At 68.9% G+C, this 18,901-nt stretch carries 22 protein-coding genes; 15 read left to right on the top strand and 7 right to left on the bottom strand.

The annotated features are described in order from the left end of the window. Complete coding sequence (locus ACFW22_RS03635) at positions 1 to 900, top strand: helix-turn-helix transcriptional regulator (RefSeq protein ID WP_386398350.1); 900 nt, start codon at positions 1 to 3, stop codon at positions 898 to 900. A gap of 171 nt (positions 901 to 1,071) precedes the next feature. Here the strand turns inward: ACFW22_RS03635 and ACFW22_RS03630 are convergent, their stop codons facing one another. The 3 genes from ACFW22_RS03630 to ACFW22_RS03620 all read right to left on the bottom strand — a co-directional run bounded on the left by ACFW22_RS03630 (position 1,072) and on the right by ACFW22_RS03620 (position 4,950). Next, positions 1,072 to 2,514, bottom strand: coding sequence for a cellulase family glycosylhydrolase (locus ACFW22_RS03630; RefSeq protein ID WP_386398608.1), 1,443 nt, complete (start codon positions 2,512 to 2,514; stop codon positions 1,072 to 1,074). Between the two features lie 94 nt (positions 2,515 to 2,608). Continuing rightward, on the bottom strand, positions 2,609 to 3,574 hold the full coding sequence (locus ACFW22_RS03625) for a zinc-binding dehydrogenase (RefSeq protein ID WP_386398347.1): 966 nt from the start codon (positions 3,572 to 3,574) through the stop codon (positions 2,609 to 2,611). Between the two features lie 164 nt (positions 3,575 to 3,738). Beyond that, positions 3,739 to 4,950: an NADP-dependent malic enzyme gene (locus tag ACFW22_RS03620; RefSeq protein WP_386398344.1), complete on the bottom strand. Its 1,212-nt coding sequence runs from the start codon at positions 4,948 to 4,950 to the stop codon at positions 3,739 to 3,741. Between the two features lie 539 nt (positions 4,951 to 5,489). On the opposite strand from ACFW22_RS03620, the gene ACFW22_RS03615 reads away from it, so the two are divergent. The 3 genes from ACFW22_RS03615 to ACFW22_RS03605 are packed head-to-tail and all read left to right on the top strand — an operon-like array spanning position 5,490 to position 8,189. Further along, positions 5,490 to 6,446, top strand: a complete 957-nt coding sequence (locus ACFW22_RS03615; protein ID WP_386398342.1) for an ABC transporter substrate-binding protein — start codon at positions 5,490 to 5,492, stop codon at positions 6,444 to 6,446. Between the two features lie 31 nt (positions 6,447 to 6,477). Continuing rightward, positions 6,478 to 7,425: an amino acid ABC transporter permease gene (locus ACFW22_RS03610; RefSeq protein ID WP_384877313.1), complete on the top strand. Its 948-nt coding sequence runs from the start codon at positions 6,478 to 6,480 to the stop codon at positions 7,423 to 7,425. Then, positions 7,422 to 8,189, top strand: a complete 768-nt coding sequence (locus ACFW22_RS03605; protein ID WP_386398339.1) for an amino acid ABC transporter ATP-binding protein — start codon at positions 7,422 to 7,424, stop codon at positions 8,187 to 8,189. Before ACFW22_RS03610 ends, ACFW22_RS03605 begins: the two co-directional genes overlap by 4 nt. A 62-nt stretch (positions 8,190 to 8,251) precedes the next feature. On the opposite strand, the gene ACFW22_RS03600 is transcribed toward ACFW22_RS03605, so the two are convergent. After that, positions 8,252 to 9,001, bottom strand: a complete 750-nt coding sequence (locus tag ACFW22_RS03600) for a class I SAM-dependent methyltransferase (protein ID WP_386398337.1) — start codon at positions 8,999 to 9,001, stop codon at positions 8,252 to 8,254. A gap of 94 nt (positions 9,002 to 9,095) precedes the next feature. On the opposite strand from ACFW22_RS03600, the gene ACFW22_RS03595 reads away from it, so the two are divergent. Continuing rightward, positions 9,096 to 9,725, top strand: coding sequence for a CGNR zinc finger domain-containing protein (locus ACFW22_RS03595; RefSeq protein ID WP_386398334.1), 630 nt, complete (start codon positions 9,096 to 9,098; stop codon positions 9,723 to 9,725). Here the strand turns inward: ACFW22_RS03595 and sodX are convergent. Then, positions 9,629 to 10,063: a nickel-type superoxide dismutase maturation protease gene (gene sodX, locus ACFW22_RS03590; RefSeq protein WP_384877306.1), complete on the bottom strand. Its 435-nt coding sequence runs from the start codon at positions 10,061 to 10,063 to the stop codon at positions 9,629 to 9,631. The two genes, ACFW22_RS03595 and sodX, sit on opposite strands and share 97 nt — an antisense overlap. Before the next feature lie 162 nt (positions 10,064 to 10,225). Between sodX and sodN the strand changes: the two genes are divergently transcribed. After that, a complete protein-coding gene (sodN, locus tag ACFW22_RS03585) occupies positions 10,226 to 10,621 on the top strand; it encodes a superoxide dismutase, Ni (RefSeq protein WP_041131199.1) in 396 nt (131 codons plus the stop codon). A gap of 134 nt (positions 10,622 to 10,755) precedes the next feature. On the opposite strand, the gene ACFW22_RS03580 is transcribed toward sodN, so the two are convergent. Then, entirely contained in the window at positions 10,756 to 12,120 is a 1,365-nt protein-coding gene (locus ACFW22_RS03580; RefSeq protein ID WP_386398329.1) for a hypothetical protein, read from the bottom strand. Between the two features lie 404 nt (positions 12,121 to 12,524). After that, positions 12,525 to 12,968: a hypothetical protein gene (locus ACFW22_RS03575; protein WP_386398326.1), complete on the bottom strand. Its 444-nt coding sequence runs from the start codon at positions 12,966 to 12,968 to the stop codon at positions 12,525 to 12,527. Between the two features lie 174 nt (positions 12,969 to 13,142). Here ACFW22_RS03575 and ACFW22_RS03570 point away from each other — a divergent pair, with 174 nt between their 5' ends. The 9 genes from ACFW22_RS03570 (at position 13,143) to ACFW22_RS03530 (ending at position 18,899) form a co-directional block, all read left to right on the top strand. After that, the gene (locus tag ACFW22_RS03570; protein ID WP_386398324.1) at positions 13,143 to 13,388 is read left to right on the top strand and encodes a helix-turn-helix domain-containing protein; all 246 of its coding nucleotides are present in this window, start codon (positions 13,143 to 13,145) and stop codon (positions 13,386 to 13,388) included. Positions 13,389 to 13,398: 10 nt separating this feature from the next. Beyond that, positions 13,399 to 13,617, top strand: coding sequence for a hypothetical protein (locus tag ACFW22_RS03565; protein WP_386398321.1), 219 nt, complete (start codon positions 13,399 to 13,401; stop codon positions 13,615 to 13,617). Positions 13,618 to 13,695: 78 nt separating this feature from the next. Next, positions 13,696 to 14,061: a hypothetical protein gene (locus ACFW22_RS03560; RefSeq protein WP_386398318.1), complete on the top strand. Its 366-nt coding sequence runs from the start codon at positions 13,696 to 13,698 to the stop codon at positions 14,059 to 14,061. A gap of 98 nt (positions 14,062 to 14,159) precedes the next feature. Further along, positions 14,160 to 14,939 carry a hypothetical protein gene (locus ACFW22_RS03555; RefSeq protein WP_386398314.1) on the top strand — a complete coding sequence of 260 codons (780 nt, stop codon included), beginning with the start codon at positions 14,160 to 14,162 and terminating at the stop codon, positions 14,937 to 14,939. Then, a complete protein-coding gene (locus ACFW22_RS03550; protein WP_386398312.1) occupies positions 14,936 to 15,781 on the top strand; it encodes a PD-(D/E)XK nuclease-like domain-containing protein in 846 nt (281 codons plus the stop codon). Before ACFW22_RS03555 ends, ACFW22_RS03550 begins: the two co-directional genes overlap by 4 nt. Continuing rightward, positions 15,778 to 16,596: a hypothetical protein gene (locus tag ACFW22_RS03545; RefSeq protein WP_386398309.1), complete on the top strand. Its 819-nt coding sequence runs from the start codon at positions 15,778 to 15,780 to the stop codon at positions 16,594 to 16,596. The genes ACFW22_RS03550 and ACFW22_RS03545 overlap by 4 nt, the downstream gene beginning before the upstream one ends. Beyond that, the gene (locus ACFW22_RS03540) at positions 16,596 to 17,111 is read left to right on the top strand and encodes a hypothetical protein (RefSeq protein WP_386398306.1); all 516 of its coding nucleotides are present in this window, start codon (positions 16,596 to 16,598) and stop codon (positions 17,109 to 17,111) included. The genes ACFW22_RS03545 and ACFW22_RS03540 overlap by 1 nt, the downstream gene beginning before the upstream one ends. Continuing rightward, positions 17,108 to 17,968, top strand: coding sequence for a hypothetical protein (locus tag ACFW22_RS03535; RefSeq protein ID WP_386398304.1), 861 nt, complete (start codon positions 17,108 to 17,110; stop codon positions 17,966 to 17,968). The genes ACFW22_RS03540 and ACFW22_RS03535 overlap by 4 nt, the downstream gene beginning before the upstream one ends. A gap of 73 nt (positions 17,969 to 18,041) precedes the next feature. Then, positions 18,042 to 18,899: a helix-turn-helix domain-containing protein gene (locus ACFW22_RS03530; protein ID WP_386398301.1), complete on the top strand. Its 858-nt coding sequence runs from the start codon at positions 18,042 to 18,044 to the stop codon at positions 18,897 to 18,899. Positions 18,900 to 18,901 lie beyond the last annotated feature (2 nt).

Raw genomic sequence — 18,901 nt, 5'->3', positions numbered from 1 at the left:
ATGCCGCCCGTCTTCGCCCACGGACGCCTCCGCCTCTACCTCCTCAAACTGCTCGACGAAGCCCCGCGCCACGGGTACGAAGTGATCCGGTTGCTGGAGGAGCGCTTCCAGGGGCTGTACGCACCCTCGGCCGGCACCGTCTACCCCCGGCTCGCCAAGCTGGAGGCCGAGGGTCTCGTCACCCACGCCAGCGAAGGCGGTCGCAAGGTCTACTCGATCACCGACGCCGGTCGCGCCGAACTCGCCGGACGCGGCACCGAACTGGACGATCTGGAGCGGGAGATCCGCGAGTCGGTATCGGAACTGGCGGCGGAGATACGCGAGGACGTGCGGGGCGCGGCCGGCCGGGTGCGCAGCGAGATGCGGGCGGCGGCGGGCCAGAACCGCGCGACGGGTCCCTCCTCGTTCGCCGATGCCAAGGACGAGTTGCGCCGGGTCCGACAGGAATGGAAGCAGCAGGCCCGGGAGGCCCGGGAGGAGGCCCGGTCGGCGCGCCGCCAGGCGAAGGAGTTCCAGCGGATCGCCCAGCAGGTGCAGGAGGAGGTTCAGGACCGACTTTCACAGGGCGACTGGCCCAAGGGGGTCTGGGAGGGTCTCTCGGGCATCACGGCCCAACTGGGCGATCTGGTGGCGGGAACGACCCACCCGAAGGCCGCCTCGCAGGGGTCGCCGCTCGCGCCGGAGCCGTCCGGCGGGGCACCGGAGTGGGCATGGGACACGGAAGGAACCGGCGACCCGGCCCGCGACCTCGACCGGCTCCTCGATCGCTTCCGTGACGAGATCCGCGATGCGGCCCGGGACCACGGGGTGACGGAGGACCAACTCGTCCGAGCACGGGACCATCTGGCGACGGCGGCCCTCGGCATCACGGCTCTGCTCGATCCGGCCAGAAAGGCCTGAGGCACGAGGCCCCGACACCACGCAGCCGACCCGACGGAAGCGAACGGGCCGGACGCGCGGGCGGGCGGAACAGGGACCGGACGGACGGGGCAGCCGGGCGGGCCGCACGGGATCACCGCTCGGCCGGCCCGGGAGCGCCTCGGGCCGGCCGGCGAGAAGGACGGGGGCCGTTCAGCGCCTGGTGACCGTGACCGTCACACGGGCGTTCGGCGCCGCAAGGATCCAGGCCCGGCCGGGGCCCTTGCGGAGGACCAGCGCACCACCACGGACCTTCACGTGCCAGTCACCGGCAGGCAGGGAGAGCTCGGTGACCCGGGCGCCCCGGAGACCGGTCGCGTCGTACGACAGGCGGTACGTGCCGGCTTCAAGGTCATAGGAGGCGGAGCGGACCGTGCCCGCGAGCGCCTCCGCATACGGCTCGGCGGTCAGTTCTTTGTTGGTGCGGAAGGCACCGGTACCGTCCACCGCGCAGTAGCCACCGCCGTAGCACCACTCCCAGCCGGCCCAGCCGGAGCTGTAGCGGCCGAGCGAGGCCATCGCCTCGCGGTAGAAGCGGTTCATGTTCGGCTGGGCATTGTTGAGCGGCCCCCACTCGCCCACCACCACGGGCACCTTGTGCTCCTTCGGGTACAGGGTGACGGCCTGCTCGTAGTTCTCGATCCAGCCGGCGTCCGGGTCGTAGTCCCCGCCCGCCTCCATCGCGCCGTTGTAGAAGTGCGGGGCGTAGACGATTTTCGGGTCGTCGATCCGGCCGAGCCCCGTCGGCACCCCCTCGCCCACGATGGGGGTCGGCTCGACGAAGATCCAGTTCCTGTCGTCGACGGACCGGATCGCGTCCGCGATCCGTTGGTACATGGGGGTCAGCTGGTCGCGCTCGATGCGGCGGGCCGCCGTCGCCAGGTCCTCGCCGCCGCGCAGCTCACCCATCGGCTCGTTGATCGGGTCGTAGCCGATCACGGCCGGGTGGCGGGCGAAGCGATCGGCGAGCACCCGCCACATGCGGGCCTGGGCCCGCTGGAGGTCCTCGTCCTCGTACAAGTGGGTGAAGGCCCGTTGGACGGCGGGCTCGAAGTACTCGGAGAACCAGTCGTCGGGGTGGGGGGTGAAGGGCAGCCCGTCCGTCCTGGTCGCCCAGGCGGGTATCCCCCGGTGGTCGAAGGCGGGCCCGAAGACGTCCTGGTGGGCATCGAGTACGACCTTGACGTCATGGCGCGCGGCCCAGTCCAGGATCCGTTCGACCTTGTGGAGGTACGCCTGGCTGTACCGCCCCGGGCTGGGCTCCAGGTCGTCCCAGAAGACGAGGACCCGGGCGAAGTTGAAGCCCTGGGCCCGCATGTCACGGAAGTGCTTCTCGGTGATGGCGGAAAGTGCGGCGTCACCGCGGTGCGCCTTGTCCCCGACGTTCCAGCCGCGCAGGGTGAGGGTGCGACCGCGGGAGTCGGTGAGGGCGGGAACGTCCGCCCCATTGGCCCGGCCGGAGGCGCCCGTCACGGCTCCCCGGGCGACCGGGTGCGCCGTTCCCGCGGGAGGATCCTGATCCGCCGGACGGGCCTGGGCGGCGGTCGGGGCGAGCAGCGCGGCGACGGCGACGGCCGCGGCGAGAGTGGTGCGCAACAAGGAGGACCTCCGACACGACGACGTGAGAGTTGTTCACCTTTCGTGGTGTCGGAGATCCCATCAGCATGACTGACGCGTCATCAAGGGGTCGTCACGAGGTCTTCAGGACGATCTTCCCGAAGAGCTCGCCGGACGCCATCTTCTCGAAGCCCTCACGCGCCCGGTCCAGGGGCAGGACGTCGTCGACCACCGGCCGCAGGCCCGTCGCCGCACAGAAGGACAGCAGGTCCTCCAGTTCGTCCTTGGAGCCCATCGTCGAGCCGACGACCTTCAGCTCCAGGAAGAAGATCCGGGTCAGCTCGGCGTGCGAAGGCCGGTCTCCGCTCGTGGCGCCCGAGATGACGAGCGTGCCGCCGGGACGCAGCGACTTGACCGAGTGCGACCAGGTCGCGGCACCGACGGTCTCGATCACGGCGTCCACCCGCTGCGGAAGCCTCGCTCCCGGCTCGTACGCCTCGACGGCACCGAGTTCGACGGCCCGCTTGCGCTTGGCCTCGTCGCGGCTGGTGGCGAAGACCCGCAGGCCCGCCGCCTTGCCGAGGGCGATCGCAGCGGTGGCGACGCCGCCGCCCGCGCCCTGCACCAGGACGGAGTCGCCGGGACGCACACCGGCGTTGGTGAAGAGCATGCGGTACGCGGTGAGCCAGGCGGTGGGCAGACAGGCGGCCTCTTCGAAGGACAGCTCCTTCGGCTTGGGCAGCACGTTCCAGCGGGGCACGGTGACCCGTTCGGCGAAGGTGCCCTGGTAGCGCTCGGTGAGGATGGACCGGGGCTCGTTCGGGCCGACGCCGTGGCCCGTCTGGCCGATGACGGAGTGCAGGACGACCTCGTTGCCATCCTCGTCGATGCCTGCGGCGTCGCAACCGAGGATCATCGGCAGCTTCTCCTCGGGCAGTCCGACCCCGCGCAGCGACCACAGGTCGTGGTGGTTGAGCGAGGCGGCCTTGACGGTGACGGTGGTCCAGCCGGGACGCACCTCGGGCTCGGGGCGTTCGCCCAGTTCGAGGCCGTTCAGGGGCTGGTCGCGGTCGATTCGGGCGGCGTAGGCAGCGAACATGGCCCCGACCCTAGGGGGCGGCGGGTCCGTGACGGAACCACTCCTCGCTGTGACGCACACCCCACCCCGGCTCCCCCGCCCGGGGGAGCCGCAGCGAGCCGCGAAGGGCCCCGGCCCCGGCCTTGGTGGACCGGGGCCGGGGCCCTTCGGGTGCCGGAGGCGCGTCAGCGGCGGGCGACGCCCTCTGCGCGGGCGGCGGCGGCGACCGCGGCGGCCACGGCCGGGGCGACCCGCTCGTCGAAGGGCGACGGGATCACGCAGTCGGCGGCGAGCTGGTCGCCGACCACGTCCGCGATGGCGTTGGCCGCGGCGATCTTCATGCCCTCGGTGATCCGGGAGGCCCGGACCTGGAGCGCACCGGCGAAGATGCCGGGGAACGCGAGGACGTTGTTGATCTGGTTGGGGTAGTCCGAACGTCCGGTTGCCACGACGGCCGCGTACTTGTGGGCGACGTCGGGGTGGACCTCGGGGTTCGGGTTGGCCATGGCGAACACGAAGGCGTTCGGCGCCATGGAGGCGACGGCCGCTTCGGGCACCGTTCCGCCGGAGACGCCGATGAAGACGTCCGCACCGGCCAGGGCGCTCTCCAGGGAGCCGCTCAGGCCGGCCTTGTTGGTGAGCTCGGCGATCTCCCGCTTGACCTCGGTGAGGTCGTCGCGGTCGCGGCTGACGATCCCCTTGCGGTCGGCGACGGCGACGTCCCCAAGGCCGGCCTCCAGGAGGAACTTGGCGATGGCCACACCGGCCGCGCCGGCGCCGGAGATGACTCCGCGCAGGTCGCCGAGGGTCCGACCGGTCAGCTTCGCCGCGTTGCGGAGGGCCGCGAGGGTGACGATCGCGGTGCCGTGCTGGTCGTCGTGGAAGACCGGGACGTCGAGGCGCTCCTGGAGCTTCCGCTCGATCTCGAAGCACCGCGGGGCCGAGATGTCCTCCAGGTTCACGCCGCCGAAGGACGGGGCGAGCCGGACCACGGTCTCGACGATCTCGTCGGTGTCGGTGGTGGCGAGGGCGATCGGAACCGCGTCCACGCCGCCGAACTGCTTGAAGAGGATGGCCTTCCCCTCCATGACCGGGAGGGAGGCCTCCGGGCCGATGTCGCCGAGGCCGAGCACCGCGGTGCCGTCGGTGACGACGGCGACGACCTGGGACTTCCAGGTGTAGTCGTTGACCAGCTCGGGCTGCTCCGCGATGGCGGTGCACACCTTGGCGACGCCGGGCGTGTACGCGAGGGACAGGTCGTCCTTGTCCCTCAGGGGAACGGTGGCCTGCACGGCCATCTTGCCGCCCCGGTGAAGGGCGAAGACAGGATCGAAGGGCTCCTCCGGAGCTCCTTCCGTAGCGCTGTCGTTGCGAGGATTGACGATCTCCGCTGCCATTGGGTTGACCCCTTAAGTCTTCATTCATTTGAGGGTGGGCCGCTCCTGGTGTGGAGCGGTGGGCGGGTCCCGCGGCCGCCCTGTCTGGCAGCCGCGCGGGCGCGCCGCACAACGCGCCCTGAGCCCCGGATGAGGGGTGTAAGGATCCTTCTTACCGGACGGACGGCACCGCAGACGAGTCTGTATCCCCTCGGTGACACGACTCATACCGACTGCACCCGGGCACAGAAGGATGTCGACACGTCACCCGTTGTCCGGATAGATGGTTTCCACACCCGAATGGCGGCCTTTCACTCGTCCAGATGGCGAGATGGACCGGAGATTTTTCGGTGACGGGGAAGGCATCCCGCAGAAGATCCGGCCTTGATGTACCGGCCTGTCGGGATTCGGGGATCACCCGTTACCCGATTTTGACATCCGTGGCCGTCGGTTTGAGGCGGTCCGAATGGCAAGATGCCGTAATCACACGAGGTCGCGACACTCGAAGATGCGTACGCGACCACCTGGCAACTCCCCTCACACGCCGGAGGAACCCGACCATGACCGCACGCTCCACGCACGGTAAGACCGCCAAGACCCGCACCTCCCGTCTTGCCGCGGTCGCCGCCATCGCGGTCGCCGGCTCGATGCTGCTGACCGCCTGTGGTGACCAGACCGAGAGTGGCTCGACGCAGGAGAGCAGCGCCCCCGCCAACTCCGCCCCGCTCTTCTCGAAGCTCCCGGCCGACATCCAGAAGGCGGGCGTCATCAAGGTCGGCACGGACGCCTCGTACGCTCCGATGGAGTTCACCGAGGGCGGCAAGATCGTCGGCGTCGACCCCGACATCGCCGAGGCCCTGAGCAAGCAGCTCGGCGTCAAGCTCGAGTTCGTCTCGGGCACCTTCGACGGCCTGATCACCTCGATCTACACCGGCCGCCAGCAGCTGATCATGTCCTCGATGACGGACAACAAGAAGCGCCAGGAGGGCCTGGACGACGACGGGAAGAAGATCGGCAAGGGCATCGACTTCGTCGACTACTTCAGCTCCGGCGTCTCCCTGCTGGTCAAGAAGGGCAACCCCCAGAAGATCAACTCGCTCGACGACCTCTGCGGCAAGACCGTGGCCGTCCAGCGCGGCACGATCTACGAGGACACCTTCAAGGCGCAGGCCGCCAAGTGCGGTGACAAGAAGCTGACCATCCAGGCCTTCGACTCCGACGCCGAGGCCCAGACCCGCGTGAAGGCGGGCGGCGCCGTCGCCGACCTGAACGACTACCCGGTCGCCTCCTACATCGCGAAGACCTCCGGCAACGGCAACGACTTCGAGGTCGTCGGCAACCAGAGCGACGTCGGCCTCTTCGGCATCGGCGTCTCCAAGGAGAACACCCAGCTGCGCGACGCGGTCAAGGAAGCGCTCGACGCGATCATCAAGGACGGTTCCTACGCCGCGGCCCTGAAGAAGTGGGACGTCGAGGGCAGCGCGGTCACGTCGGCCACGATCAACGCCGGCAAGTGACCCCTCCTCGTACCACTGAAGGGCAGTCGTCATGACTGACAAGATCAGCAAGGACCCGGCCCCCACGCCGGCCGGGTCCGCCCCCTCGGGCGTCCCGTACGAGGCGATCAAGGCGATCCCCGTGCGGCACTACGGCCGGTGGGTCAGCGCCGTGGTGGTCGTCGCCCTCCTCGGATGGCTCGTCGTCGCCTTCTCCCAGGGTGACGTCGTCTGGGACACCGTGTGGGACAAGGTGTTCGACTCGTCCGTGATCAGCGGACTGTGGAACACGATCATCATCAGCGTCGCCTCCATGGCGCTGGGCCTCGTCCTCGGCGTCGTCTTCGCCGTGATGCGGCTCTCCAAGAACCCGGTGACCGGTGCGGTCGCCTGGATCTACATCTGGTTCTTCCGCGGCACGCCGGTCTACGTCCAGCTGCTCGTCTGGTTCAACCTGTCGCTGATCTTCCAGTACATCGACCTCGGTCCGATCTACAAGAACGAGACCGTGGACGTCATGACGCCGTTCATGGTGGCCCTGCTCGGCCTCGGTCTGAACGAGGGCGCGTACATGGCGGAGATCGTCCGCGCCGGCATCCAGTCGGTCGACGAGGGCCAGACCGAGGCGGCGCACGCGCTGGGCATGTCCCAGACCAAGACGATGGGCCGCATCGTGCTCCCGCAGGCCATGCGGGTGATCGTGCCCCCGACGGGCAACGAGTTCATCAACATGCTGAAGACCTCGTCGCTGGTCTCGGCCGTGCAGTACACGGAACTGCTCCGGGCCTCGTCGAACATCGGCAACACGGCCGGCGCCGTGATGGAGATGCTCTTCGTCGCCTCCATCTGGTACCTGGCGCTGACCAGCGTGTTCAGCGTGGGCCAGTACTACCTTGAGCGGCGCTTCGCCCGCGGTTCGACGCGCAACCTGCCGCCCACCCCGTGGCAGCGCGTCAAGGCGAACCTGACCACCTTCAAGCGATCGGCGGTGTCCGGATGACCGGCCAGCCCATGGTCAAGGCCGAAGGAGTCCACAAGTCCTACGGCGCGGCCCACATCCTCCGGGGCATCGACCTGGAGGTGCAGAACGGCGAGGTCTTCTGCCTGGTCGGCCCGTCCGGCTCCGGCAAGTCGACCTTCCTGCGCTGCATCAACCACCTGGAGCGCATCGACGGCGGCCGGCTCTCGGTCGACGGCGAGCTCGTCGGCTACCGCCAGAAGGGCGACAAGCTGTACGAGCTGAAGGACAGCGAGGTCGCGGTCCAGCGCCGTGACATCGGCATGGTCTTCCAGCGCTTCAACCTCTTCCCCCACATGACGGCCCTGGGCAACGTCATGGAGGCGCCCGTCCAGGTGAAGGGCGAGACCAAGGCGGTGGCGCGCGAGCGGGCCGAGCGCCTGCTCGACCGGGTCGGCCTGCGGGAGAAGATGGGGAACTACCCGTCCCAGCTCTCCGGCGGCCAGCAGCAGCGCGTCGCGATCGCCCGTGCGCTCGCGATGGAGCCGAAGCTGATGCTCTTCGACGAGCCGACCTCGGCGCTCGACCCGGAGCTGGTGGGTGACGTCCTCGACGTCATGCGGGACCTGGCCGAGTCGGGCATGACGATGATCGTCGTCACGCACGAGATGGGCTTCGCCCGTGAGGTCGGCGACTCGCTGGTCTTCATGGACGGCGGCGTGGTGGTCGAGTCCGGCAACCCGCGGGACGTCCTGACGAACCCGCAGCACGACCGGACGAAGGCGTTCCTCTCGAAGGTCCTGTAGGACCCGCGACATCGGGAAGGGGTGGTACGGAGAACCCGTACCACCCCTTCCCGCGCGTCCGGCTACTTCACGGCGAGGACGAGCGCGTCGGAGGGGGAGGACCAGACGGCCCTCGCCTCGCCGAAACCGACGGAACGGAGGGTGTCGGCATGCCAGTGGGCCGAGGGCGTGTCGCCGTCGGCGTGCTCCCCGTAGATCTGGAAGCGGCGGGCGGTGGGCTCGGCGAGGACCGGATCCTCGGCCGCGAGCGCCCACCAGTCGGCCCAGTCGAGGACCCCGGCGGCCTTCTCCCGGTCCATCCGGGCGTGCCGGTGGGCGCGCTCGGCGGCGTTGATGCGGGGGGTGGCCCCGTCGACCATGCGGTCGGCGTTCATGAAGACGCCGCCCTCGCGCACCAGCCCGGCGAGCTGTCCGTAGAGCGCCGTCAGCGGCTCGCCGTGCAGCCAGTGCAGGGCGGTCGCGGTCAGTACGGCGTCATAAGAGCCGTGGGGCAGGCGCGCGGTCCACGAGGGGTCCTTGAGGTCGGCCGCCACGAAGGTGACGCGCCCGTCGCCCGCGAAGGAGCCCTCGGCGATCGCGAGGAGGGCCGGGTCGAGGTCGACACCGGTGCTGGTCGCCTCCGGGAACCTCTTGAGGAGCCGATCCGTGATACTTCCCGTACCGCAGGCGAGATCGAGGACGCGGGGCTTCGGCCCCACCAGCGCCTCGACCATGTCGAGCATCACGCGGAACCGCTCCTCGCGGTCCGGCATGTACCACTCCTGCTGGCGGTCCCAGCTCTCCTGCCAGGCCACCCAGTCGGTTCCGGTCACGGTCGTTCCTCCCCGTGTTCGTAATACCCTCGAAGGGGACACAGCCGTTACCCCTTCCGGTCGAGACACTAGCCCCGCGAAGTAAGGACTACAAGTGGAACTGGCCCATTACTCGGACTTCGCCGTACGCCTGGTCAACACCGAGGAGCCGGCCCGGAACAAGGACGCCCTGATCTCCGTCGAGGTGCTCCGCGACCTCTTCGGCCCCGCCACCCAGATGGCCCGCAGGGTCACCGAGGCGGACCTCCCGCGCTTCCGGGCCGTGCGCGCCCGGCTGCGGGCGGTCTTCACCGCGGCGGACGAGGGGGACCAGACGGGGGCGGTCGACCTCCTGAACTCGCTCCTCCTGGAGTTCCCGGTCAGCCCGCAGATCTCCGGACACGACTTCCTCGACGAGGAAGGCCGGCCCCGCTGGCACATGCACCTCGCCGACCACTCCTCGAACGCGACCGCGGGCTACGCCGCCATCTCGGCGATGGGCCTCGCCTTCCACCTGACCGAGTTCGGCGCGGACCGGCTCGGCCTCTGCCAGGCACCGCCCTGCCGCAACGCCTACCTGGACACCTCCACCAACCGCTCCCGCCGCTACTGCTCGGACCGCTGCGCGACCAGGGCCAACGTGGCCGCCTACCGGGCCCGCAAGCGCCTGGAAGCCGAGCGGTCGGACCGCACGGGGCGCACCGAGGACACCAACCAGGAGAGCCTCACGCCCAGCGAGCGCTGACGCCCCGGCGTCACCGGCCGGTAACGGGCCCGGACCCGCCCGAGGACCAGTTCGGGCGGCACCGCCCCGAAGACCCGGCTGTCCCCCTCGGCGTCCGGGTTGTCACCGAGCACCCACCAGCCGCCGTCGCGTCGCTCGATCAGCCGCTTCACGATGAGCAGATCCTGCTGCAACGGATGGCGCAGCACGGCCACGCAACCGGCCCGCAGCCGCGCCCCGTACTGCACGAGCAACTGGTCCCCGTGCAGCAGCGTGGGCACCATCGAGACGCCCGTCACCTCGGCGATCCCGAACGGAGCAGCGACCTCCGCTCCCCGATCCCGCCCCGACCCCGTCATCCGGCACCTCCCGGTCCGCTCCTGCCTCGACTCGTCCACTCGCACACGAGTCCCATGGTGACCCTGGACTTTTGACCTAAGCCCCAGGGGGCGCCCGCGAAAACGCCCTTCTCACCGAGTAATGTCCCACCTGAGAAGACGATCACGAGGAAGGACGGCTCAATGCTCTCCCGCCTGTTTGCCCCCAAGGTCAAGGTCAGCGCCCACTGCGACCTCCCCTGCGGCGTGTACGACCCTGCCCAGGCCCGCATCGAGGCCGAGTCCGTCAAGGCGGTCCAGGAGAAGTACCTGGCCAACGAGGACCCGCACTTCCGCGCCCGCGCCACGGTCATCAAGGAGCAGCGCGCGGAGCTCGCCAAGCACCACGTCTCGGTGCTCTGGAGCGACTACTTCAAGGCCCCGCACTTCGAGAAGTACCCCGAGCTCAACCAGCTGGTCAACGACACCCTGAAGGCCCTCTCGGCCGCCAAGGCGTCCACCGACCCGAAGACGGGCGAGAAGGCGCTGGAGCTCATCGCCGAGATCGACCGCATCTTCTGGGAGACCAAGAAGGCCTGACCCGGCCCTCTCCCGCCCACTGCTCCACAGCAGGTCAGGGGGCAAAAGTAACGGCCCGCTCCGGGATGACCGGGCGGGCCGCTACCGCTTTCAAGATCCTTTGGGAGAGAAATGGGAGACGAGGCAAAAGACGCTCACCCAGACCGGCGGTGGGCCCAGTTCTCCCCCACCGCCTCCTCGGCCGACTGGGACGCCTCCCAGAGCTTCTGTAGCCCCTGCGCGATGGCGAGCTCCATCTCCCCAGAGGTGTGCGAGTAGGTACCCTCGACGCCCTTCAGCTTGTGGCCCATGCGTTCCTCGACCGCCACCCGCGGGTGCCCCTGGCCATCGAGCCACACCTTGTGCCCGTGTCGCGTGCCGTGAGGAACCATGTCCTCGACCCCCGCAACGGCGGGCAGCGCCTTCTGCGCGGGGCGCCCGCGGCGCTTGGGCTCCTCGTCCTGCCCGTTGAGGAGGGGGTGCCAGAAGCGGCCGTAGAACTGGTCGTCGACTCGGAGCGGCCGGCCGCGCTGCGAGGGGAAGACGAGGATGTCGTGCGCCTTCGTGGCCAGCTGTTCGGCGAGGAGGTCGGCGAGGAACGGCGGGAGGATGAGCGTCCGGTACGAGCTGTACTTCGGCGGGACGAGCGTGAACCCCTTCGGCAGCAGCAGCTTCCGCTTGACCCGGAACCGGGCGCCCGGCTCGATCTCGTTCAGCTCGGCAATCTCGGCGGCCCGGGCCGGGTCCGCAAGGCGAAGCTCAGCGATGGACTCACAGGTTTCCCCCTTGGCCACCTCGTGCTTGGCGTGGGTGGAGAGCCACTGCCCTTGCCACTGCACGCGGAGGTGTCGGCCGTACTCCAACCCGAGGAGGCGGAGTTGGTCGCGGCGGAGCCCGGCGATCTCGCCCATGCGCATGCCGGTGTAGGCCATGGTGAGGATCATGGCGTACCACTGGTCGCCTCGTAGGGCGCGCGCGTTCTCGGCGACGAGGAGGGCTTGCCTGGGGGTGGGCCACACGTAGGTGTCCTCGGTGTCCACGGGTGCGTGCCGTCCGCGGCGCCTCTTCGACTTGGAGGGCATCGGGTTGAACGGGATGAGGCGTTCTTCCACGGCGTCGTCGAGGAGCATTCGCATCATGCCCTCGATGCCGTCGACGTAGTTCTTGCTGAACTCGTCGGCGAGCTTGTTGCGCCAGGCCTTGTAGGCGGTGGCGGTGATGTCGCCGAGGGGGGTGTCTTTCCACTTGGGGAGGATCACGGCGTTCAGGCGGCTGAGGTACGTGCGGTCGCTGGTCTCGGCTACGTCCATGACCTCGACCCACTGTTCTGCCCAGGATCCTAGGGTCTGGCGGCCGTCCTTGGGGTTGACGAAGACCTTCCGTTGGACGTCGGTCTCCTGTGCGCGCCCGTGGTCGAGTGCGTCTTGCTTCGTCTCGAAGCCGCTCTCGGAGTCGTATCGGCCGTCCGGCAGCTGATACCGGACTCGCCAGGTTTTGCCGCGCTTTTCCGCGTATGCCACGGTCCCGCCCTCCTGGTGCGGACGGTGGCCGACAGGCACCCCTGACTGTCGATCACCTACTCATGGACTGCTTACGCGGCCTTGCGGAGCGGGCAGCTCTGCTGGCACGCGTCGCAGTCACCTCCTTGACGCCGGATCAGTTCCCGTGCCTGTCGCCTGATGGTCGGGTCGGTACGGACTTTGGGCGTCGCTACGCACACGATTTTCTCGCCGACCTTGCCCGCCATTCCGATGAACCCGGGCACAGGGTCGTACGCGATGAACTCGTGCATGGGCCTCCCTTCGGTGCGATGGAACCCCAGTGTTGCGAGCATCACACGTTGAACGTTCGACCGAAAGGCATATGTCAGAAGACATATTCGAACCCACCGTAACAATGCCGTTACAGGGGAAAGGTTGTACAGCTACGGGGTTGATTCTTCACTCTTGGGCGGGATCACGCCGCGTTGACGGAGCATCTCCACGATGGCCTTTTCCAGTTCGGCCATCGTCCCGGCCGGCATCTCCGGGGCGACTGCGATGACCACGTCCTGAACGGCCTTCCGGGCTTCCTCGTCGATGTTGACCGCGGGCGCGAACCTTGCCCCATCGGTGACTTCACCCGCGAGGGGCGCTTCCTCGATCCCGTCGAGGATCGCATGGCATGCGCCGGGCGCCCAGCCGAAGGCTTTCTCGACGGCCGCGTAGGTGACGTCGCGAACGGTCTGCGCGTTCTCGACGCGCATGTAGGTCGTGTGCGTCAGGCCTGCCGCCTTGGCTGCTTCGACCTTGTGCCAGCCGAGTTCTCGGCGGCGGCAAGTCACGAGCTTGGCGAGTCTGAGCCTGTCGGCGGGGCCGGGGGTGGTCATACGCACATGCTCCCAGGAACTCCCAGGTACCGCCAGGAACGGCTTTCAGCCTCTATCGCTCTGTGACTCCCCCTTGAACCTCCCTTAAGGATCGACAGTCACCTCCTGGCAACTCCTGCCAGTTACTACCTAGTACTGCTAGAAGCTGCTAGCAACTCCTGCTAGATTCTCTACATGCAGGCACCCCGACCCACTTTCGAGGTGGACGGGGCGGCGATCCGCAAGATCCGCATGTCACGCGGCCTACCGATCGCTGACCTCGCCCGTCGCACAGGCATCACCCCCAGCTACCTCTCGCGGCTGGAAACAGGCGGACGCCGCAACATGCGCCCGCCGAAGTACACGGCCCTCCGCGAGGCACTCGGCCTGCCGCCCGACAGTCCCCAGCTCCTCGCTCACAGCGAGACCGACACCGAATGAGGTGACCCGAATGCCCGCCACCGCGCTTGTGGAGGACTTCACCGACGTCACGGAGACCGCCAGGCGTCTCGGCATCGGCGTCCGCCGTCTCCGCGACGGCGTCAACCACATGGGCTTCCCTGCCCACCGCATGGGCCGCCGGCTGATGTTCAGCCCGCAGGACCGGGCGGAGATCGCGGAGATGCACCGCATCCCCGCGCAGCCCAAGCGCCGTCGCCGCGCTGCCTGATCCCCCGAAAAGAACGGGGCCGCCGGACCCTGGCCGGTCCCTGGCAGCCCCTGCGAACCCACTGAATGGAGTGGATCCATGAACAACCCTATCCCGACCCCGACGTTCGGCGATCAGAACGGTGTGCTAGAGCTGTTCGTCTGGCTGGCCCTGGAACAGCCGTCGCTGCCCACCCCGTACATCTCGTTCGCCCGGTACAGCACGCCGTACGTGACCGTGTCGGTCGATCACGGCGACTTCGAGGCATGGCGGACGGCCCTCGGATTCGATGCAGCCGAGGTGCGGTTGCGGTCAACGGAGACGTACTCGTTCCTGGATATCGGGGGCGTGTACTCGAAGACGCTCGGTCGCCGTGAGGTGTCGTGTCGGGTGGTTCTGTCCGGCTCCGGCCTGCCGATTCTGGCGGAGCGTCCGGCGGCCGAGCTGGTGGAGCGTGCGGCGTGAATGCGCGGCGTGTGCGTGCGGCGGAGGGTGTGGTTCTCGCTGCGTTGAAGGGGCGGCAGACGGCTGCGGGGATTGCGGCGGCGTTGGATGCGGCGGGCTTGCTGCAGTCGTCGGAGACAGCGGCCGAGTTGGTGCGGCTGCGGTCCTTGATGGACGCGAAGCCTCTCGACCTCACCGAGGAGCAGCGTGACGCGTTGAGCGACGCCGGGAATCGGGCGCTGAACGACCACTACCACGAGGACTTGTGCCACTGCCGTGAGTGGCCGACCAGCTGTGTGACCCGCGGCTACTTCCCGGGTATGTGGGACACGGGCGCTTTCGACATCGGTCTCGGCGCGGTGCTGGGCCTGTGGGAGTCGATGCGTGCCGACGCCGCTTCAGCTCGGGTGGACGAGTTGGAGGCGGAGCGGCACTCGACGAACGAGGCGCTGTCCGACGCGGCCAAGCAGCTGCGGGTGCAGCGCGACCGGATCGCCGAGTTGGAGGCCTCCGCCGGGAAGGTTGACTCCAACTTCTACCGGCCCGGCTACACGTACACGGACGTGGACTCGAAGTACGACTGGAAGTTTCGCTGCGACTTGGTGACCACTCACCCCGAGGACGGCGAGCGAACGGCGCTGGGGTGGCGGCATTTCAAGGGCGTGTGGGAGCCGTACGAGTACGGCGAGGACGACTGGGACGTCCAGCAGTTCGTGCCCACGAAGGTCGCCAGGAAGACGGTTCCGCAGCAGCGGCAGCTGGAGGATCCGCACGACTCGGATCTGCACCACGACTACGCGCTCGGCCGCGACCTGCCGACCATCCCGCGGCAGGTAACCGGCCGCTGCCCCCGCTGCGGCGGCACGTTCGAGGACTGCACCTGCGGAGGTGCCGCATGAGCGAGATCGTCGAGCCGGGTCTGTACCCCGATCTCACCGCCGAGGAGTACCACGCCCAGCGGACGTCCCTGTCGTCGACCGGCGCCCGCATCATGCTCAAGGCGCCCGCCCTGCACCGGTACGAGCAGGACCACCCGCAGCCCCGCCGCGACACGTTCGACTTCGGCACCGCCGCCCACCGCGTCGTCCTCGGTGACGGCCCGGAGCTGGTCGCGATCGAAGCGACTGACTGGCGGACGAAGGCAGCCCGCGAGGAACGCGACGAGGTCGCTGCGGCCGGCGGCATCGGTCTCCTCGCCGCGGACTACGACCGGGTTCACGAGATGGCGGATGCGATCCGCCGTCACCCGATCGCATCCGCCCTGTTCGCACCGGGTTCCGGGCGCCCGGAACAGTCCCTGTTCTGGCGCGACGAGCGGACCGGCATCATGCGGCGGGCCCGGACGGACTGGCTGCCGAACCCGCGTGATGGCCGACTGATCGTCCCTGACTACAAGACGACCGTGTCCGCTCACCCGGAGGCGCTGGCCCGGTCGGTGGAAACCTACGGCTACCACCAGCAGGCGGCCTGGTACCTCGACGGCATCCGGGCCCTGGAGCTGGACGAGAAGCCGGCGTTCCTCCTGGTGTTCCAGGAGAAGACCGCTCCGTACCTGATCACCGTGGTCGAGCTGGACATGCCGACGCTGCGGATCGGGGTCGCGAAGAACGAGCGCGCCCTCGACATGTACCGCATGTGCGTCGAAACCGGCCGCTGGCCTGGCTACGTGCCCGAGCACGAGCCCTTCTACCTCTCCCTGCCCGCGTGGGCGATGAACCGTGACACCGAGGAGTACCTGTGAGCCAGCAGCAGATGGAGCGTATGAACCCGGCAGCGATGCCGGAGCGGGTTGGGCAGGGCACGGCGGTCGAGCAGTCCCGTGCGGTGGCCGAGGTGCAGGCCGCGATCGTCGTGGCCCAGCAGTGCCCGCGGAACATCTCGGCGGCGATCGCGGAGATGCGGCAGGTGTGCACGCAGCCGTTCCTCGCCGAGCGGGCGTTCTTCCGCTACTCCCGGGGGCAGGGCGCGATCTCGGGCCCGTCGGTGCACCTGGCGCGGGCGCTGGCCTCGTGCTGGGGGAACGTCGACTACGGCCTTGTGGAGATGCGCCGCGACGACGCGTACGGCGAGTCGGAGATGAAGGCGTACGCGTGGGACGTCGAGAAGAACACCCGCACGTCGTCGACGTTCATCGTTCCGCACAAGAGGGATCAGAAGAATGGTCCGAAGCAGCTCACTGACATGCGGGACATCTACGAGAACAACGCCAACAACGGTGCCCGCCGCGTGCGTGAGGCGATCTTCGCGATCCTCCCGTCCTGGTTCGTCGAGGAGGCGAAGGAGTTGTGCTCCCAGACGCTCCGGGACGGTGGTGGTAAGTCGCTGCCTCAGCGGGTCGCTGACGCCATCCGGGCTTTCGAGGGCATCGGCGTCACGGCCGACCGCATTGAGGGGAAGTTCGGCCGGCTGTCGGGGAAGTGGACCGAGCACGACGTGGCCCAACTCCAGGTGATCTTCCGGTCGATCCAGCAGGGCGAGATCTCGGCCGAGGAAGAGTTCCCTTCGCGGGTCACCCTCGACGAGATCACCTCGACGCAGCCGGGCGGTGAGGCGTGATGCGACTCCCCTTCATCTCCCGCCGCCGTGCGGCTGCCGCTGTCGCTGTCGCGACGGCCGGGATCCGCGCCGACCTCGAAGCCACCCAGGCCGAACTCGCTGACCTGCGTGCCGACCTGGCGAAGCGCGAGCAGCCCGCCGCCGTCGAGCACACCGAGCTGTGGTCCCTCATCGACTGGTCGCTGTGGGGCTCCGGCATGGGCGACGTGTTCCGCGAGCAGCTGGCCGACCAGTTCATCGCCGCCATCACCTCGGAGCAGCACGCCCAGGCGCTGCGCCTGATCGATGCCTGGACCGAGAGCGGCCGTCTGCCGCTTGGGCGGCGCTGCTACGAGGACCAGCAGCGCCGTCTGCACCGCGCCCTGCGCGCGGTCGCGGCCGAGCGTCGGCAGGCCGCCGCGTACCGGCGCACGATCAGCCGGCTGACGGATCAGCTCCTTGACACGACCGGCTACCAGGGCGAGCCGCTGCTCCCCGCGGCCCGGGCTGTGCTCGGGATCAAGGAGGACGCGTGACCACCGAGTCTCCCGCGCCCGGGATGACGACTCCCCTCCCGGGCGCGGGCACCAACCGCGGCCACGGATCACCCACCTGGGTCTTCACGAAGCGATGCAGCTGCAAGAAGTGCCGTGCCGTGAAGAACGCCTACCAGCGGCAGGTGTATCGACGCCGCGGCTACGGCACCTGGCAGCCGTACATCGACGCCACCCCGGCCCGCCAGCACCTGCTCATGCTGCATCGCGCCGGCATCTCCTACAGCCAGATCGGCAGGCAGTCGGGGCTGCATGAGAACCACGTGCGCCGCATCGCCAAGGGCCGCTCCAAGCAGGTACGCCCGGCCACGGAGCAGGCAATTCTCGCGCTCACCGTCGAGGGCATGCAGCGGAAAGTCCTGCCGGTCACGGGCAGCGCACGCCGCTTGCAGGCGCTCGTTGCCATCGGCTGGCCGTTCTCCACTCTGGCCACGTACGTCGGCATGGACCCGCGGAGCGTCTGCCGGATCACCTACCAGCGGTTCATCTTCAAGTCCACGGCTGACTCGATCGCCGCAACGTACGAGCAGCTGAAGGCGCAGACGCCTGAGGACCACGGTGTCTCGCGGGTCGGTGCCCAAAAGTCCCGGGCGCTCGCGGAGCGTCGGGGCTGGCGGGATCCGCTGTGGTGGGACGACATGGGTCACATTGACGACCCCGCGTTCGATCCGGCGCAGGCGGAGCAGCCGCTCAACTTCCATGAGCAGGCCAAGCTGCGCGCGACGGAGATCCTCCACCTCGCGTCCTATGGCGCCACCCCGGAGGAGATCGCCGACCGGCTCGGACTCAAGCGGCAGTACGTCGTCGAACGGCTCCGCGAGCTCCGCAACGCTGCCTGACCCCGCCGCCCGGGGCCACCGTGCCCCGGGCCTCGAACCACCCACCCCCGCACTACCTGAGAGAAGGCCAGCGTTGAGCGTCGAAGCCACCGTGTGGGCGCTGAAGTTCGCCCCGCCGATGCCGCCGCAGTACCTCGGCACGCTCCTCGGCCTGGCTGACCACGCCGACCCTAAGGGCCGAGGCGCGTACCCCTCGATTCCGACGCTTGCTGCGTACACCTGCAAGTCCGAGCGGTCCGTGCAGCGTGACCTCAAGGGCCTGCGGGAGACCGGGCTGATCCGGTCGGGCGACGAGTCTCTCGTGGCCCATATCCCGGCCGACCGTCGGCCCGAGGTGTATGACCTCGCGGTCGAGCGGGTGGTGCCGGGTGGTCGGGCTGGTGATGAGGAGGCTCGGGCGGCGGTGGCGAAGCTGGCGTCGTCTCGGGCTCGGGGCGGAAAGAAGTCCGGGGTGACGTCCACGTCACCGGGACGGGGTGACGCCCACGTCACCACCGGGGTGACGCCCACGTCCGAACGGGGTGACGTGGACGTCGCGAACGGGGTGACGCCCACGTCACCCAAACCATCCTTTGAACCACCCACTAACCCCCCGATGAACCAGGGGGGGTACGGGGTGACGCCCACGTCACCCCGCCCGGCGCCCATCGATGACGACGGTTTCACCCTCACCGACGCCATGCGCCGATGGGCCCTCGACACCTTCGGCCCCACCATCAACATCGACTACGAGACCGCCCAGTTCGTCGACCACCACCGCGCCGAAGGCAGCCGCCGCAACAACTGGCCAGCCGAATGGCAGAAGTGGATCCGCCGCTCCGCCAAGTGGGCATCCGAACGAGCCACCCGCCCGCCCCTCCGCGCCGTGTCCGGTGGCTGGCAGCCCTACCAGAACCCGATCGACCCATCCGTGTACGAGAACGGATTCTGACC

The organism is Streptomyces sp. NPDC058872, from assembly GCF_042743065.1.
In the GTDB taxonomy this organism is placed as follows: Bacteria; Actinomycetota; Actinomycetes; order Streptomycetales; family Streptomycetaceae; genus Streptomyces.
This window is presented reverse-complemented; position numbering and strand designations above follow the sequence as displayed.